At 47.5% G+C, this 18,428-nt stretch carries 14 protein-coding genes and 1 other annotated feature; of the genes, 2 read left to right on the plus strand and 12 right to left on the minus strand.

What is annotated here, in order from left to right:
- Positions 1-13: 13 nt before the first annotated feature.
- The 9 genes from MKY96_RS11800 to MKY96_RS11840 all read right to left on the minus strand — a co-directional run bounded on the left by MKY96_RS11800 (position 14) and on the right by MKY96_RS11840 (position 10,619).
- The gene (locus tag MKY96_RS11800; RefSeq protein ID WP_340940556.1) at positions 14-2,200 is read right to left on the minus strand and encodes an MMPL family transporter; all 2,187 of its coding nucleotides are present in this window, start codon (positions 2,198-2,200) and stop codon (positions 14-16) included.
- A 168-nt stretch (positions 2,201-2,368) separates the two neighbouring features.
- Entirely contained in the window at positions 2,369-3,022 is a 654-nt protein-coding gene (locus MKY96_RS11805; RefSeq protein WP_340940557.1) for a response regulator transcription factor, read from the minus strand.
- A gap of 11 nt (positions 3,023-3,033) precedes the next feature.
- Positions 3,034-4,200, minus strand: coding sequence for a sensor histidine kinase (locus MKY96_RS11810; protein ID WP_340940559.1), 1,167 nt, complete (start codon positions 4,198-4,200; stop codon positions 3,034-3,036).
- Positions 4,201-4,405: 205 nt separating this feature from the next.
- Positions 4,406-6,343 (minus strand): bile acid Fe-S flavoenzyme BaiCD, encoded by a 1,938-nt coding sequence (baiCD, locus tag MKY96_RS11815; protein WP_340940560.1) that lies wholly within the window; start codon positions 6,341-6,343, stop codon positions 4,406-4,408.
- 169 nt (positions 6,344-6,512) lie between these two features.
- Entirely contained in the window at positions 6,513-7,097 is a 585-nt protein-coding gene (locus MKY96_RS11820; RefSeq protein WP_340940561.1) for a TetR/AcrR family transcriptional regulator, read from the minus strand.
- 114 nt (positions 7,098-7,211) lie between these two features.
- Positions 7,212-7,667 (minus strand): GNAT family N-acetyltransferase, encoded by a 456-nt coding sequence (locus MKY96_RS11825; RefSeq protein WP_340940562.1) that lies wholly within the window; start codon positions 7,665-7,667, stop codon positions 7,212-7,214.
- A 148-nt stretch (positions 7,668-7,815) separates the two neighbouring features.
- Positions 7,816-8,964 carry a galactonate dehydratase gene (gene dgoD / locus MKY96_RS11830; protein ID WP_340940563.1) on the minus strand — a complete coding sequence of 383 codons (1,149 nt, stop codon included), beginning with the start codon at positions 8,962-8,964 and terminating at the stop codon, positions 7,816-7,818.
- A complete protein-coding gene (locus tag MKY96_RS11835) occupies positions 8,961-9,632 on the minus strand; it encodes a bifunctional 4-hydroxy-2-oxoglutarate aldolase/2-dehydro-3-deoxy-phosphogluconate aldolase (RefSeq protein ID WP_340940565.1) in 672 nt (223 codons plus the stop codon). Before MKY96_RS11835 ends, dgoD begins: the two co-directional genes overlap by 4 nt.
- A gap of 30 nt (positions 9,633-9,662) precedes the next feature.
- Positions 9,663-10,619, minus strand: coding sequence for a sugar kinase (locus MKY96_RS11840; protein WP_340940567.1), 957 nt, complete (start codon positions 10,617-10,619; stop codon positions 9,663-9,665).
- Positions 10,620-10,880: 261 nt separating this feature from the next.
- Here MKY96_RS11840 and MKY96_RS11845 point away from each other — a divergent pair, with 261 nt between their 5' ends.
- Complete coding sequence (locus MKY96_RS11845) at positions 10,881-11,510, plus strand: FadR/GntR family transcriptional regulator (protein WP_340940568.1); 630 nt, start codon at positions 10,881-10,883, stop codon at positions 11,508-11,510.
- A gap of 361 nt (positions 11,511-11,871) precedes the next feature.
- Here the strand turns inward: MKY96_RS11845 and MKY96_RS11850 are convergent, their stop codons facing one another.
- Positions 11,872-12,411 (minus strand): hypothetical protein, encoded by a 540-nt coding sequence (locus MKY96_RS11850; protein WP_340940570.1) that lies wholly within the window; start codon positions 12,409-12,411, stop codon positions 11,872-11,874.
- Positions 12,412-12,640: 229 nt separating this feature from the next.
- Positions 12,641-14,506: an alanine--tRNA ligase gene (locus MKY96_RS11855; protein WP_340940571.1), complete on the minus strand. Its 1,866-nt coding sequence runs from the start codon at positions 14,504-14,506 to the stop codon at positions 12,641-12,643.
- A 73-nt stretch (positions 14,507-14,579) separates the two neighbouring features.
- Positions 14,580-14,823, minus strand: a binding site (T-box leader).
- A 350-nt stretch (positions 14,824-15,173) separates the two neighbouring features.
- Between MKY96_RS11855 and MKY96_RS11860 the strand changes: the two genes are divergently transcribed.
- Positions 15,174-16,778, plus strand: a complete 1,605-nt coding sequence (locus MKY96_RS11860; RefSeq protein WP_340940574.1) for a M4 family metallopeptidase — start codon at positions 15,174-15,176, stop codon at positions 16,776-16,778.
- Between the two features lie 122 nt (positions 16,779-16,900).
- Here the strand turns inward: MKY96_RS11860 and MKY96_RS11865 are convergent, their stop codons facing one another.
- A complete protein-coding gene (locus tag MKY96_RS11865; protein WP_340940576.1) occupies positions 16,901-18,421 on the minus strand; it encodes a tripartite tricarboxylate transporter permease in 1,521 nt (506 codons plus the stop codon).
- Between the last annotated feature and the right edge of the window lie 7 nt (positions 18,422-18,428).

Here is an 18,428-nt window from a genome sequence, read left to right on the forward strand (position 1 = left end):
TTTATTAAATGTTCTAAGCAGCACTACGCTTCAGCTCTTTCATTACCGATTCCCCTTCAATGTCAAGATTAGGCAAAATACGGTCCAGCCATTTCGGCAGATACCATGCAGATTTACCCATTAGGGTCATTACAGCCGGAACGATGAGCAGCCTTACTACAAAAGCATCGAAGAGAATACCAAAGGCAAGTGCGAAGCCCATCGACTTGATAATCGGATCTTCTGCCAGCATGAAGCCGGTAAATACGGAGATCATAATCAGACCCGCTGCCGTTACTACACCGCCACTGTGGCCCATTCCCGCCAGTACGGCTTGCTTGGCATCCCCTGTATGTTTGAATTCTTCACGCATCCGGCTAACGAGGAAGACCTCATAATCCATCGCAAGGCCGAACAGGATGCCTACAACGATGATGGGGAGAAAGTTAAGAACCGGACCTGTACCGTAGAAGCCGAAGATGCTGCCCAGATGTCCATCCTGAATGACGAAGACGACAAATCCAAAGGTTGCTGCAAGGGAGAGAATAAAACCCAGTACCGCCTTCACCGGCACCAGCAGCGAACGGAATACGACCATCAGCAGGAGAAACGCCAGTCCGACGATGATGAGGCAGAATTTAGGCAGCGCATCACTCAGGTTCTGCGAAATCTCAAGATTAACGGCTGTGCTGCCTGTAACCATAAATTCCACATGGTTCTTCTCTAGAATGTCAGGAGCCTGATTTCGGATGGCTTCGACAAGCTTAGTCGTTTCTGTATCATGCGGCCCTGTCGCCGGGATAATATTGATCAGTGCAACTTTTCCAGACGGTCCGGGAATAGCCGGTGATACCGTACCTATATTGGGAATAGTCTCCAGTTCCTTTAACCCGCTTGATACATTGGTCATGAAGTCTCCTTCCCATTCGGCAACGGCCAGAACAATAAGCGGACTGTGAAAGCCTTCGCCGTACCCTTCCGAGAGCAGGTCATACGCCCGGCGCTCCGTTTTTTCCGTTGATTTCACCCCGTCATCGGAACTCCCTAACTGCAGATGTGAGAAAGGTAAGGCAATTACACCCAGCAAGATCATTCCCAGAATAACTATCGTCCAAGGCTTATTTGTTACAAAATGCCCCAGACGGTTCTTTTTTGCGTTCATCCGTTTACGGGGCTGCAGCCACTTGTTTCCGCTTGAAGCAGTGACCTTGCTCCCCACCGCGCTGAGCACAGCAGGAACAAGGATGATCGAGGTGAGCATGGCTAAAAGTACACAGAATGCACCTGCCAGCCCCATAGCTGTCAGAAACGGAATGTTCACGACAGCCAGACCGGCCAGTCCGATGATGACCGTAATGGCTGCGAAGACTACGGAGCTGCCTGCTGTAGCATTGGCGATTGCTATAGATTCCCTGCTGCTATAGCCCGCGGCCAATTGTTGACGGAACCTGGAGACAATAAATAGCGCGTAGTCTATGCCCACCGCCAACCCAAGCATAGCTGCGAGCGCCATGGAGGTTGAGGGAATATCCAGCATATTGGAGCCAATCATTACACCGAGCAAGCCAATCCCTAGGCCTACCACTGCAGTTGCAATGGGCAATACTCCGAGCAGGAAGGAACTAAAGGTGATAGACAGAACCAGGAAAGCGATCAGTACACCAATGACTTCGGACGGACCCATAATTTTCATCTGGACGTAACCAGACCCCGTCAGTTCAGCTTGCCAGTCTGAGAAGCGCATGTTTTCAGCTACAGCTGTGATATGTTCTCTGGAAGCTTCTGTGACTTCACCGGCAGGTATTTTGTAGGTGATGTCCATGTAGGCTATCGTCTTGTCGGCATTCAGCGACCGGTTATCATAAGGCCCGGCTACGGACTTCACTTGCGGATCTTCCATAATCTCTTTTCGTGTTTTCTGCATGACCGCTTGAGAGCTTTCAGAGGACAAGGTTTGACCTCTCGGGGCTTTCATGACGAGCCGGGTTTGTCCCCCATTTTCCTGTGGTCCGGCAAATTCTTTATTTAACAGATCAATCGCTGATTGGGATTTCAGCCCTGGAATAGAGGTGTTGTCATTGAACGCTGGCCCCAAGCTCAGCGCAAGTATTGCAAATGCCACTAAAACTGCAAATCCCCCCAACATCACTGATTTCGCATTGCTTGCTGACCAATGACCTAAACGGTATAGATATTTTGCCATTTCGTGTCCTCCCGACATCCTATTGTTGTTTATTCTCTATGCATTTAGTGTATAGGAGAACGGTAAAAGACGAATCGTACCAAGGGGAAGGCGTGGACATGTACTTTTGGGAAGGAACGGACAGCTAAAGAAAAAGACATTATCCCGGCATAGCCCAAAAGGGAATGTCTGGATAATGCCTGCTTGCTAGATATGAAGAATGCCCTGTTCTATGGCAGTAACTACGGCCTGGGCGCGTGATTCTACTCCAAGCTTACTGTAGATATTGGTCAAATGCGACTTGATTGTCCGCTCCGTAACGCCCATATCAAAGGCAATTTCTTTACTTTTAAACCCCCGGGCCACAAGCTGCAAAATGAGTAGTTCCTTATCTGTAAGATTAACAGGCTCTGTATCCTTTGCCCCGGCAACTTTTGACCGTTCCTTGGCTGCTAACACTTTAGTTACGATATCAGCCTGTAATAGGGTACTCCCCCGGATTGCCGATTCAATGGTCCGGAATAATTCGTCCCGGCTTGTATCTTTCAGTAAATAGCCTTTTACTCCAAGGGCCAGCGCATTGATCATTAATTCATCCTCATTATAGGTTGTTAAGATGATTACAGGAATATTATATTGCTTAGCATTTATAGCCTTTAGGGTATCAAGTCCGCTCATCACAGGCATATTTAAATCCAACAAAATCACGTCGGGCACAAGTGTTTCCACTAAGTGAAGAGCAATCTGACCATTCTCCGCTTCACCGGCAATGCTAAAGCGCGGATCGGTCTCCAAAATCATTTTCAATCCTTCCCGTACCACTAAGTGATCATCTACGATAAGTATTTGGTATGGCTGCATATCCCGTCTCCTTAGATCAATGGAACTTCTATTTGGATGCTGGTACCGCTGGACAGACTCACAATATTGATTTCACCTTCGATTAAACGTGCACGCTCATATAAGCCCAGTATGCCGTAATGTCCGGTGGTTTTCCCGACAAGTTTGGTATCAAAGCCCGCACCATTGTCCTTAATAACAAGCTGAATCCGGTTATTCTGCTCCAGAACACTTATCCATACCTTATTAGCTTTAGCATGCTTTGCTACATTCATTAAGCTTTCACTAATGATTTGCAGACTATGCTCCTTGATTGTTCCCGGCAGTAGCGAGCTAATGTTAATCTGGTGAATAACATCAATTCCCGTTGCTTGATTAAATCTTCGTATTTCATCTGTAATTGCTTCTGTGAAATCGATCCCGGAAGCGGATTTCACCCGAAGATTATCAATTGCAAGACGAGCCTCCGCAAGTGTCCGCCGTGCCTGACGCATGGAGATCTCAACAAATTCTTGCGCCCTTTGGACCTTCCCTTGTGAAATATACGCATCGACTGCTTCAAGCTGCATGATCAGACCCGCCACTCCCTGAGCCAAGGTGTCATGCAGATCACGTGCCATACGTTGCCGTTCATTAGCAAGAGTTAGCTCCTCGACCTTTTGGTGTGCCTTTTCTAAATCCTCCAGAAAGACTTGGGTCCGAACCCGGGCATGTACCTGCCGAAAAAACAAAGAGGCGTATGCACCCACAATAATAAGCATTAAGAGGAATAATAGAACGAGTAGTACCGGATCATATTCGTTTCCTAAATAGAATAGCGCATAGAAGAACATCAAAATAGAGTATAGGCAAACCAGCACTATTTTCCGCTTCTGATAATACAACCCAATGCTTTGTCCGATGAGTACAGGAAATAAGCCAATGAGTACAGCAGGTGAGCTAATGGGCATCAGTAAAGCACAAGTGAAGATGAATATTCCTTGTACGATGAAATAAGCCCAAGTTTGGCTGAGGGAGATCCGGTACAGGCTCCAATGAAGAACGCCATGGAGAATATAAATTATGGTGAAAATTATAGTATTCAAAAAGACCAGGTCACTGGTACTTTGCAGAATCATGGAAGCGACGTAGACTAAAGAAACCCAGATAAGAATAGGTACCCGCGCAACCATCAATTCATCTACTCTGGACGTTCTCATTTCATCCCCCCATCCACATTTACTTGATTGTACTATAGATCAATAATTATAGAATCGTACGAAAGGGAAAGGGATATACCTGGCAGCCCTTTCATACTGAGAATTCTAGTACACGTTAAAATAAAAGAGCATTGTAGTAATCCTACAACGCCCTCTTAATTCTAATGTAAAAAGCCCCTGGACTTTCGGTTCATTTGCTGTTCTGTCAGATCATTCTCGCCACTTCATGCGCTTCGCTGACGGCATTTAACGCTCTGCGGGCACGTAAAGCATCACCAATCACATGAACAGGGATATCATGCTCATTGCAAAAATGCTGAAGCCCCTCATAGTTCCGTGACTTCGCCCCGATGGCGACAACAACGGAGTTACACGGGTACGAAGAAACTTCACCCTTGCTCTCAATAACAACTCCGTACTCATTAATTTCTAGGCATTTGGTGTTGGTCATAAGCTGGACCCCTGATTCATGCAGGCTTTCCATGACACAGATTGAGCGTAGTTCACCCAGGTCTTTAGCCACTTTATCCAGCATCTCGACAACAGTGATCTTAGAAGCCTTACCATGCAGATACTCGGCAACTTCAAGTCCAACGAGTCCCCCGCCGACAATAACGACTTCTCCGGTAACCATGGCTTCTCCAGACAGTACATCATGCGAATTCGTAACCTTGGTCAACTGGCTTCCGGGAATTCTCAGCTCCATGGGAGCTGCGCCTATAGCCACAATCACTTCGTCCGGTTGGAGTTCCTCCAGGAGCGACGCCGTAACCGGGCTATCCAGTCTGACCTCAATGCCCTCTCTGATTACCTGTTCTCCCCGGGATATAGCAGCAGCTTTCATCTCTTCTTTTCTTGGCGCTTCCCCAGCCAGGGCAAACTGGCCACCCAGTGCTCCTGCCGCCTCGCATACAATCGGCTGATGTCCTCTGCGTTTCAGGACCATCGCTGCTTCCAAACCGGCGATCCCGCCACCGGCAACTACGACCTTCTTGGGATGATCTGTCATCACCAGCTTGTATTCCGCTTCTCTGCCCAAAGCCGGGTTTCTTAAGCATGTGATGAACGGCACTTCACTTGAGACAAATCCGTCATAACAGCCCTGATTGCAAGCGACACACTCTACAATATCGTTGCTGTTGCCGGACTCTGCCTTCAGGCAGAATTCAGGGTCTGCTAGTTGGGCACGTCCAATCACTACCATATCTGCTTTGCCGTCCGCGAGGATGTCCTCTGCCTGGTCAGGAGCATTAATACGTCCTACCGCTACAGTCAGCATTCCGGTTTCCCGGCGGATTCTGGCTGCATTATCGACATTGAATCCTCTTGGCAGATCGATAGGAGGCACCTCATATTTGATTGCCGCAGAAGAGAAGTTTCCTCTGGAGACGTCAAGCGCATCCACTCCGGCAGCTTGTGCCAACTTACAGAATGCGATAACATCCTCTATACTCAGCCCGCCCTCCAGATAATCATCATGAGCGTCAATACGCATAAACAGCGGCATATCTGCCGGAATGTTGTGACGGATAGACGTAATACATTCAATCAGGAATCTGGCTCTGTTCTCCAGGCTTCCCCCGTATTCATCGGTTCTCCGGTTAAAAAAGGGGCTCAGGAAAGAATGCGGGGTATAGTTATGGCCTGCATGAAATTCAATGGCATCGAAGCCGGCTGCGACTGCCCGCCGTGCTCCTTCTCCGAAGGCCTTGGCTGCCGCCTGCAAGGTCGCGATTTCGGCTCCCGGAATGGTATATTCTGTACCAGGCACAGGCACGGGACTTGGAATAATAATCATCTGCTCCGGATCACTCGCAACGGCCAACCCACCCAGCCACAGCTGAATTCCTGCCTTGCCGCCTGCATCGTGGATTGCATCTGTAAGCTGCTGAAGACCGGGAATATATTTATTATCAGAGATGGCCAGGAACTTCTTAGGCGCAGCTGGCCCATATACCGAACATACCTCAGTGAAATTTAAACCGCAGCCTCCTTCTGCTCTGGCTACATGGTAATCGATAAGCTGCCGGGTAACGAAGCGTTCCTCAGTAGGCATTTTGGTTCCCATGGCCGGAAAGATAATACGGTTCTTCAACTCTAACCCTCTGATTTGAATAGGACTGAACAAAGCCGGATAAGCCATAATACATTCTCCTTCACATTCTTTTTCAAGGTCCGAAACATTGTAATAAATTTCACATAATCAGTTCGACCTGATCACTGACACCTCAAATATACCTGAGAGAATGATTTGCTACAATATGTTTAAAACAAAATGTTTGAATTTTTTGCGTCACTATTCATGAGGTCTGTTAACCGGAAAATAACGAATGAATCAACAGGTTAAGGTACTCTGTACGCGCTTCTTTGTCAGTCAGGAATAAACCATCTGTTTCCGTAATCCCTTCGTATTCCGTGGGATAATTAACAGATGAAGTGAAAATTAAGTATTTGAACTTGAAGCTTGCATCGTCTCCTGATACGAGCTTCCGAAAGCACGCTTTGAGCAGGCTGCCAATCTCCTCTGACAGATCGATAACCCGTCTTGAAGTTTTATCATCATCTGAACATTCTAAGGAATGTGTGTAGATTACTCTGTTACCGGGAAAACGCAGCGAATATTCCATAATCTCATTGGCGGCCAGCAGCAGCTTCTCTTTTGGACTGCAGGCTTCATCTCGTAAGATTGACAATACAGTAAGGATATTCTGGATGTAGAATTCCTTAACCAGATTGAGCATTTCCTCTTTACTTCGGAAATAATAATTGATGGCACTCACATTTACATCCGCTTCCTTGGCAATGGCCCGGATCGCGATATTGCAGCTTTTATTTTTTCCCATCAGGTACAGTGCACGGTCCAGTATACGTTCCTCAATATTTTTTAGCTCTCTCATAGGATCCCCTCCATTACTTCTCTCTTATGACATTATACTTACACGGGGATCTTGCAGCAATTACGGCTTGTAGTTGAAATACAAAAGAAACCCAGAGTAGTGTAATATATTAAACTACAGTTCCTTCGTCATAAAACTACTATTCGGATCTGGGATATAATCTGCAAATGGCTCACAATACGTGAAGCCGAAATCTTCATACAGCTTGCGGGCGGGGATGAATGAATCCATGGAGCCAGTCTCCAGGCTGATCCGTTTATATCCGCGGCTTATGGCTACTTCAATAATATGAGCAAGAATATTTCTGGCTACACCTTTGCGCAAATGCTTCTTGGCAGTCCGCATCGATTTGAGTTCTGCATGCTCTGTGTCCAATTCCTTGATCGCCCCGCAGCCCAGAAGCTCTTCATCCTCCCAGGCGCACCAGAAGGTAATTTCCGGCTGCTTCAACCCGTCCAGATTAAGGGCATGAATGCTCTCTGGCGGAGAGTCCTCTGCCATTCCTTGCAGATGTTCTGCAATTAATTCAATCACTTGTGCCCCGCTCAAATCATCTATAAGAATCTTCACTGCAACCACTCCTACGTTAATGTTAAGTATGAATTATACCTGTTAATCTTCTGTATTTCATATTACTCCCATGGCAGGTTTTCTGACAACATCTAAAATAAAAAAACCGCTATAATAGCGGCTTCAATAGGACTATATTTGCTTAAGCTTACCACTCCGCAATGCTGCCGTCGCGGTGCCGCCATACCGGATTTCTCCAGCGGTGGCCGTCCTCCGCCATCTTCCGCACATACTCCTCGTTCACGGTAATGCCAAGGCCCGGTCCGGAAGGAATCTGGACATGCCCGTCACTGTAGGCAAAGACGGACGGATCGGTGATATAATCCAGCAGGTCATTGCCTTGATTATAGTGGATGCCCAGGCTTTGTTCTTGAATGACCGCATTATAAGAGGTTGCATCCACCTGAAGACAGGCGGCCAGAGCGATCGGTCCAAGCGGGCAATGCGGCGCGACTGCGACATCGAACGCCTCGGCCATTGCGAATATTTTCTTGCATTCCGTGATCCCTCCGGCATGGGACAGGTCGGGCTGAATAATGTCAACCACCCCATCCTTCAGCAGATTCTTGAATTCCCAGCGCGAGTACATGCGCTCACCCGTGGCGATCGGAGTGCTGGTATGATGTGCGATCTCCCGCAGTACTTCGTTGTTCTCCGGCAGCACTGGCTCTTCTATAAACATCAGACGGTAGGGGTCCAGCTCTCTGGCCAGTCCCCGTGCCATCGGCTTGTGCAGCCGTCCGTGAAAATCAACAGCAATCCCGAACTCTGGTCCGCAGGCCTCCCTAATGGCGGCGACCCGCTCGACGATAGCATAGATCTTGTCATGTGTATCAATGAACTGCATTTCTTCCGAGGCATTCATCTTAATCGCCGTGAACCCGGCGGCCTTCTTCTCCAGTGCCGCCTTAACAACATCAATGGGACGGTCTCCGCCGACCCAGGAGTACACCCGCACGGAATTGCGGCAAGCGCCGCCCAGCAGCTGATACACAGGCGCATTGTAGATTTTCCCTTTAATATCCCATAAGGCCTGATCGATCCCGGCTATCGCACTCATCAGAATAGCCCCGCCACGATAGAAGCCTCCCCGGTACATGAGCTGCCATAGATCTTCAATCCGCTGGGGGTCCTGCCCAATCAAATAATCCATCAGCTCTTCCACTGCGGTCTGCACCGTATGCGCCTTGCCTTCGACCACCGGCTCCCCCCAGCCGGATATACCTTCATCGGTTTCAATCTTCAGAAACAGCCAGCGGGGAGGAACGATAAAGGTCTCGAATCCGGTTATTTTCATGGTTTTTTTGCTCCTTTGTTGTTGTTCATTCTGGCCTTGCGGACTTCCTTGGCGAATTGGCGGGCCGTCTCTGTGATTCTCCCATAGTCGCCCTGCTCCACCGCTTCCCGATTGACGAGAGCGCTTCCAAGACCGACGGCAACGGCTCCGGCGGCAATGAAGGCTCCGGCATTCTGGAGTGTCACGCCTCCTGTCGGCATCATGCGGATGTGACCAAGGGGCCCCTGCAGTTCCTTAATGTAGGAGGCACCCAGTGAACCGCCCGGGAATACCTTAAGCAGGTCTGCACCAGCGTCGTGCCCTCTGACCGCTTCGGTCGGTGTCATTACACCTGGAATCGAGATTCGCCCGTGCTGCAAGGTCAGTTCTACAATCGCCTCATTCAAATTTGGGGAGAAAATAAAATCGGCTCCCGCCGCGATCGCCTGCTCGGCCTGTGTCAGCTTCAGCACGGTACCCGCTCCAACCAGCAGGCGATCTCCATATTTCGCCTTCATGTCCGCGATCAGCCTGTATACTTCCGCGGTATCTGCTGTAATCTCCAGCGCTCCGACACCACCGTCTGCCAGTGCTGCGGCAATGTGATCTACCCGTTCAGGCGGTGGTCTGCGAATAACGGCGACCAGTCCGGAAGTTATCAGCCGCTCAATCTGCATAGCTTTGTCCATGTCCTTCCTCCTCCTTGGAAATGCACTCACTTACCGGATAATATCTTCCATGCCGGCTCCCCCGGCCAAGAGAAGATCCACATCATGCCGGGCCGGGAGACCTTCCACATCGCCGCTTACCCCGACAACAATGGAACCCACAGCGTTGCCGCGCCGCACGGCAGAAGGCAGGTCCTCTCCCTGGAGCAAACCGCTTATAAAGCCTGCGGCAAAACCGTCTCCGGCACCCATCGGATCAATGAGTCTCTTCACGGGAAACCCTGGCTCAGTTCCAGAGATTCGTCCGTTACTGTAATAAGCACCGTCCGCGCCAAGCTTGATTACGGCAGCACCTGCACCGGATTTCAGCAATCGCTCTGAGATCTCTGCAGGCTCATTACATCCTGTCAGAAACTGCCCCTCCTCCATGCCGGGCAGCACGTAGTCGGCAAGAGCCGCGATTTCGTTAAGAACACGATAAGCCTCTTCTCGGTTCCACAGCTTCCAGCGGATATTGGGATCGAACACAATGGCCGTACCGTGTTTTTTGGCCGCTTCGAGGGCCCGAAAGGTTAACTGCCTGCATTCCGGGCTAAGAGCTGGCGTAATGCCAGTAACATGCAGGATGCGGGCACCTCCAACATATGCCTCACTAAGCTCATCTTCTTGCATCAGGCTGGCCGCCGATTGTTTGCGATAGTAGTACACCTGAATTTTGTCCGGGGAGATTTGTTCTTTGAAGAACACTCCCGTCGGCGCTTCAGCAGTAACCCTGACTTCGGAAACATCAACGCCATGTCCTCTTACGAACTGCCTGATATACCGGCCAAACGGATCATTTCCGAGCTTGCTGAACCAGCCTGCGGTATGCCCCATCCGGGCGAGCCCAATGGCCACATTAGTCTCAGCTCCGGCAACATGCTTGTGAAAACCGTTCACATACTCAAGGGGAACCATCCGGTCCGGTGCCAGAAGCACCATGGTTTCCCCAAAGGTTACGACCTCCATTGCCCCTCCTCCTTCTGCTTGTTCACTAATCGGGTCTCTCTTTAAAGATCGTATCTTTATCGTTAATTATTTAATATAGATATGATCTTTACGATAAGATCATATTATCTTGCTCTTCGCTAGTCAACACTAAATCAACACTCAGAGGTCTCAGTTTATTGTCACGAAGCTCTTATGCTAGAATGAATGTATTCCAGGTTAAAGGGACGGCTAACTATGAAACAGAATAAACAAACTGCGTTTCAATCTACAATAGAGCTTATGAAGCAGAAAATTCTCGATGGGGAATGGGCTCCGGGAGACCGGCTCCCTACTCTCCAGCAGCTGGCCGTTGATTTCTCGGTTAGTGTCACAACAGTACGTGAGGCGCTGCGGATATTAGAGAGTCAGGGGAATGTCAGCATTGAACACGGGCGAGGGATGTATGTACGGAACGATCCGCTGCTGCTGGATGATCCAGCGGTCGCCTTAGAGGAATTAGACAACATTTCGATCGTGGATCTGTTGGAAGCCAGACTGCTCATTGAGCCTGAGCTTGCCGCTCTAGCCGCGAAGCGGGCCAATGAGGATCAGATCCGCCGGCTGCGGGTGCTGGCGGATCGGATGGTGCAGCAAATGGAGGAAGGCGGCTCCTTCTTCGAGACAGACCTTGCCTTCCATCAATTAATCGCCGAAGGGGCAGCCAATCCGGTGGTGGCACGAATGCTCCAATCGATTCTTCCACTATTGGCCGAAGGACGCAAACAGACCAATACGCTGCCCAATATGCGGACCAAGGCATCTAATTACCATGTTCTGATCGCCATTGCCATCGAGGAACGGCAAAGCGAAACAGCACGGCAGCTGATGGAGAGCCATATTCAGAGTATGTTGACCACCCTTAAGCAGTAGAGGGAGATCTCTCATGCAGCCAGGACGAAATGAAACGAAAACCAGACAAGTATACCCGTATATTAGAGACCGGTTTGATACAAAAGAAACCCAGAGTCTTTAAAAGACCTGGGTTTCTCTGCAATGAACATAGTATTGTTGCCCATTTTGCAGGATTTCTTTTGAAAAGTTACTGGCTGTAGACCATGGGAACCAAATTAAAAAGACTCTATCTTGACGACAGAGTCTTCCCTTAATAAAGATTGAAATTAATACATCTCAGACAAATCAGTGGCCCATGCCGTGGCTATTGGTTGTCACTGTTGTGGTCTGTAATGCACTGACATCTTCAGCGCTTGCGGCAGTCAAAATGGTTAATGAGCTAATCAGCAATACGGTTGTCAATAACAAAAGCTTCTTTTTCATAATTTTCATCATTGAACTCCCCTTCTAAAATATTTCGCATGATTGCATGATACTCTTGTAACTGTGAAATATTGGCCTCAGCTCTAACAAGCTCATAAAAAGCAATAGATTTTCTAAAGCCTGCTCTATCGAATAGTTTACCACTTAATATGATATTTTCCAGAGTTAGGTTTATTGCAATAGCTGACTTTCCCCGTTTAAAACAATAAATTGATAATAGATGAATATATTCTATGTAGTACCTAACGTATACAGCTGGTGATGTATCATCAATTTTCTCGACATCACTTTGCAGTTCTTCCAATGCCCAGTCCACCGGATAGTTGTATCTTAATGCGGAGTCCAAGATATTTAGCAAACCAGCGGTCAACTCTTCCCTAGCACCCATCTTTAGAAATTTCACGTATTCAGGCAATACTTCCTCTTTTCCCTCAAGTAAGTCAAGAACGAAAGCGTTGGCTCTAGCGGTATTTTTATAATATTCAATTTCTTCCAATGACTCTTCGTCAAATTGTCTAAGGTGAATGAAGCTTTTAGCATAGCTATTAACGAGTCGGCATCCATACCATCAAGTTCCAACAACTCCTAATTCACTCCTTACAGACCATTTTATTACAATAATAAGTCTTTTCCATCCTATGGTCAATTAATTTGTTGGCTCTTAAATTGCCATTCCCTCCTCTCAACCGAAAAAAACCTGCAACTTGTGCAGGTTTGGGACTATGTTATTGTCTAATGACAATGACTCCTTTAATCCTTCTGACTCCAGCAGCAGAAGATTGTTCTTTTGTAATCCTGAACCTTCCTATGGTTGTTGTATCTGCTACATGAGGTCCTCCACATACTTCCCGGCTCCATACTTTCCCTTCGTGATCTTGGATGGTATATACCTTAACGATATCCGGATACTTATCCCAAAAGTTCCCTTCCACATTACTTTCTTTCGCTTCAAGCTTAGGCAGCTCTGAAATATAGGTAACTGCTTTGGATGCAATCGCATCATTCACATACTTCTCCACCTCAGCTATTTGCTCCAGTGTAAGTTTTTCATCATGGTTGAAGTCAAACCGTAACCGTTCTGAAGTAATATTACTTCCTTGTTGGTGAATATGATCACCCAGCACTTCCCTTAACCCCGCAAGTAACAAATGAGATACCGTGTGCAGCGCGGTTGTTTCTGCTGAGTGTTCAGCTAAGCCACCTTTAAATTTACCCGCAGAAGCAGTTCTGCTCTTTTCAGCATGTTTTTTTGCCGCCTCTATATAAGACGCCTTGTCCTCCATGCTATATCCACTTTCCATTAGAAACTCTTCTGTCAACTCCAAGGGGAATCCATAGGTTTCGTAAAAATAAAAGGCATCTGCACCTGTAACTTTACCCTTATACTTAAGATGTTTTTGGATTTCAACTTCTCCTTGCTGTAACGTTCTATAGAAAAGATTTTCTTCCTTATTTACGATTTCGATAACTTTCTTTTTATTGCCGAACAAATCTTCATAAGCTGTTGCTTCATCTATATAAACTTCAGACAACAGACCCACAAAGCTTCCTTGTATCCCTATTTTTTTACCTGCACGAATCGCCCTTCTTAATAGCCTTCTTGTTATATATCCTGCATCACTATTAGCTGGCTCCGCACCGTCATTAATGAGGAAAGTAGCTGCTCTTACATGATCCAGTATGATTCTAAACGACTTTAGATCGTCAGTATAGGATTTACCGCTCAGTTCCATCAACTTGTTCTTGGGGTTAAGGAAGAAAGCCGTATTATAAATATCCTTGTCTCCATTAAGGGCTGTTGCAACCCTTTCTAATCCGCCTCCATAATCAAGATTGGGATTTTGCATTTTTACGAATCCTGTGTCTTCTTTGGTGTAACACATAAATACGTTGTTCCCAATTTCCAGGAATCTGTCGCTTTCAGAAGCAGGATGATCCAGTGGATCACCGCTTGGGTCAAGATCATAGAACATTTCACTATCAGGTCCACCCGGTTCACCCACCGGCATATGGAGCGGACTTCCGGCCCGGCTCCACCAGTTTTCTTGTTCATCGTATAAGAATATTTTCCCGCCTCTAGATACCCCATATTGCCAGGGATCCTCTTCAATGATGGGATCTATCCCAACGGATTTGAATTTTGCTGACCAGAGCCCAATGGCTTCCGTATCTTTCGGTATATTCAATTCGTCACTTCCTGCGAAAGCACTGATATACAGCCTGCCCGGATCCATTCCTAATTCGATAATATGCCAATTCCAAATGGCATCGATTTGTGTTTGCTTATAGTTATGCTCATTTGCTTTGAACTCCCACCGGCCTATCATTTCGAAAAATGTCAGATGTGACGTATCTCCTACTTCCTCAATATCCACTGTCCTCAAGCACTTCTGAATATTAGCAATCTCATTGCCGGTCGGATGTTTTTCCCCCAATAAATAAGGAACCATAGGTTGCATTCCACTTCCTGTAAACAACGTCGAGGGATCATTCTCCGGTAACAAGCTTGCGGAGGGCACTTGGCTGGCCCCTATTCCTTTCATAAAATCAATATATGATCGTCTTAATCCATCTGGTGTCATTCTCACCATGCTCAATCCCTCCATCAAATATTATTTATGCTTAATAAAACAAAAAAGCCCTAAGCTGACATGTTTCTTGTCAACTTAGGGCGAACGATTATGTCCGTGTTACCACCTAACTTCAGATTGCTCTGCGCTCTATCAGTACGGGATTTCTCCGATACTGTTTCCTGAATAACGGTGGAACTCCGTTGAAGCCTACTAAGATTGCTCTGTTCGGTTCACAGCTCCGAGACTGCTTCACTATTAGATCAATGAAGATTCGCACCAACCATCTTCTCTCTGTGAGATCCTTAATAGTTACTATTTCTCATCATAGCCTTTTTGTTTTAAGTTACAGCAATGCTAGCACAATTAACTTTCTTCGTCAATTTATGTTGCACAATTATTGCCTACTAATTTTATTGCATTAATTGTGATTCTGATCATAGTTGATATCCAAAAACCTAAATATACTGAAAACACTATAATTACATTTTTATCATTTATATCCATTTTGGGATCTGTGAATAATGATGTAGTTGTAAATTTCACGAAAGGGGTCTTGCCCTCTCCACACTCTCCCTCCGTACATTAAGGTTGTTCGCCGCCTTAGTCCTTGCACCCCAGATCGCAGCTTGGGTAAGTACACAGGCTTGACTTAAAACCTACCAATTTGATCGGAGGAGTATTAATTATGAAAAAGACTGTAGCTTCACTTCTTGTAGGTGTTGTAGCACTAGGTTCCTTTGCTTCGGTGGGCGCTGCCGCTGAAAACAACGAGCGTAATCAGCCTGCCGAGCTCTTCTCAGGCTCTTCCCCCATTTCGATTACGGGCCAAGCCTGGAAAGCTCCAGCAGGCTCCGCTTTTGAGGACAAAGTATGGGGATATCTTGAAAGTGTTAAAGGGAACCTGCATCTTTCGGCTAAGGAGGATATTCGGGGAAAATTTAAAATTACAGAGCAAACCATAAGCAGCAAGACCGGCAGCCAGCATTACCGGTTAAGCCAGTATATCTCAGGAATACCGGTATATGGAGCTGATCAGACCCTGCATATCGACAAAGACGGCAATGTTACCTCCCTGCTGGGAAGTGTAGTTGAAGATGTGTACCAGACCATTCCACAGCCGCTGATTCAACTCCAAACCATATCCGGAGCAGATGCCATCCTGGCAGCCAGCCAGGATGCCACGCTGGAGCATGGACCGCTAGGTGAGCCCCAAGTTACTCCTACAGCGGATTTGTATTATTTTATCGTTGACGGAGAACCTAAATTAGTCTATAAAACGGAAGTGAACGTTCTGGAACCCGAGCCTTTGCGGATACGGTACTTCATTTCTGCGGAGAATGGCAGCGTACTGTTCAAATATAATATCTTAGAGAACCTGACGGGTACGGGTACTGGAGTTTTTGGAGATACCAAGACGTTCGAGACACGCCTCTCAGGCTCAACCTACCAGCTCTATGACAGCACCCGCGGAAAGGGCATTGTGACCTATACCGCCAAGAACAAAACCTCTCTTCCGGGGACGCTCTTAACCAGCACTAACAATGTCTGGACAGACAAAGCCGCAGTTGATGCCCACACCTATGCTGAGAGAACCTACGATTATTATCTCCAGCATTTCGGCCGCAACAGTCTGGACAACAAGGGACTGCAGATCCGTTCAACCGTTCATTACTACACTTCCTATAACAACGCATTTTGGAATGGTACGCAGATTGTTTTCGGTGATGGGGATGGGTCTACCTTTACACTGCTGTCCGGTGATTTGGACGTGGTAGGCCACGAGCTGACGCATGGTGTGACTGAGAAAACTTCCAATCTTGAATACTACGGAGAACCAGGGGCACTCAATGAGTCCTTCTCCGACATCATCGGAAATTCAATTGAAGGTGCGAACTGGCTGATTGGTGATAAAATATATACACCTGGTATAGCGGGGGACGCACTACGCTCACTAGCTAATCCGCCATTGTACGGTCAGCCTGATAAATACAGCGACCGGTACACCGGCACCGCTGACGAAGGCGGTGTGCATACGAACAGCGGCATCAATAACAAAGCTTTCTATCTGGCTGCTCAAGGCGGTACGTTTAACGGTGTAACGGTCACAGGTATTGGCCGTGAGGATGCCGTTCAAATCTATTACAATGCACTTGTATATTACCTTACAACCTCATCCAACTTCTCTGCTGCACGTACAGCCGTCATTCAATCGGCTACTGAATTGTTTGGAGCAGGCTCGGCTCAAGTAACTGCTGTAACCAAAGCTTACAATGCGGTAGGCGTCTACTAAAACAGAATCACAGGCCAATGATCCTGAGGATCATTGGCCTGTGTGATGTAAATCAACACCAGCCAATTCTCTTGCTTTTTTGGGGGGAAATCAATCCATTAAGACCTCCTATCTCTTCAGCTTTAATCTGCAAGCTCCAGATTCTCGCCAACCGCTGCCTTCACCTGACGTTTGGTGCGGCGGATGATGAATAGAGAGAAGATAAACAGCAGCAAGGCAAGAATAATAATCGTCAAGGAGATGGGACGCTGGAAGAAGATCGCAAAGCTGCCTGAAGACATAGCCATGGATTGGATGAATGATTTCTCGAACATCGGTCCCAGCACGAAGCACAACAGCAACGGGGTCACGGGCCAGCGGTATTTATGTAGAAAGTAACCGATTACTCCGAAAACAAGGGCGGTAAATACATCAAACATGCTGTTGTTAATGGAATATGCGCCAATCAGACTTAGAATCAAAATTACAGGGGCCATAATTCCGTAAGGAATTAAAGTTAATTTGGCCCATAGTCCAACCAAAGGGAGATTGAGCACCAGCAGCATCACATTCCCGATGAACATACTGGCAATGACGGTCCAGACAAAGGGTCCATGATCCTTAAACAGCATCGGTCCCGGCGTGAGCCCGTTAATCATGAGTCCGGCCAGCAGGATGGCCAGCGGAGGCGAGCCCGGAATTCCGAGCGCGAACAGCGGAATAAACCCGGAGGAGCTGGTGGCATTATTGGCAGCTTCCGGAGAGGCGACGCCCTCCATCATTCCGTGACCGAACTTCTCTGGTGTTTTGGACACTTTTTTCTCCAAATCGTAGGCCATAAAGGTCGTAACTCCTGCATTGCATCCCGGCAAAAGACCCATAAAGAAGCCGACCAGCCCGCCTCTGAACATGGAATTCAGGGTTTGCCTGATCTCCGCCCACTTGGGATAGACGTTGCCGATATTTTTAATGGCGATGGTCTTTGTCTTTTCTTCCAGCCCTTTGAACACCTCGGTAATGGCGAACAGGCCGGTAATTACACTGATTAATTCAATTCCGCCTCTCAAGGGTTCGATTCCGAAGGCAAAACGGATCTGCCCTCCTGTGAACCCCATTCCTCCCATGGAGAGCCAATAACCAAACAACCCCATAATTAATCCCTTAATTAGAGAGTTGCCTGCCAGATTAACGATAACCGTCAGCGCAAGCAGCATTAATGCAAAATATTCGGGAGGACCAAACTTTAAGGCCTGATCGGCCAGAAGCGGTGCGAAGAATACAAGTCCAAATACCCCAATTGTACCGGCAATGAATGAACCGATAGCGGATATCCCAAGTGCTGCTCCGCCTCTTCCCTGTTTAGCCAGCGGATATCCGTCCAGGCTGGTGGGAATGGAAGACACCTCTCCCGGAATGTTCAAGAGGATGGCCGTAGTCGAGCCCCCATACATGGCCCCGTAATAGATGCCTGCGAGCATAATAATGCCTTCGGTTGGCCCCAGCGACATCGAGAACGGGAGCAGAATGGCAATGGTAGATGTGGGGCCAAGTCCAGGCAGCATCCCTACCAATGTTCCGATCAACGCCCCCCACAATGCCATTAAGAGATTCATAGGTGTCAACGCTGCTCCGAAGCCGGACAACAGCATATTCAGTGCTTCCATTGTGAAC

The sequence above is a fragment of the Paenibacillus sp. FSL R7-0302 genome (assembly GCF_038006885.1).
In the GTDB taxonomy this organism is placed as follows: Bacteria; Bacillota; Bacilli; order Paenibacillales; family Paenibacillaceae; genus Paenibacillus_AQ.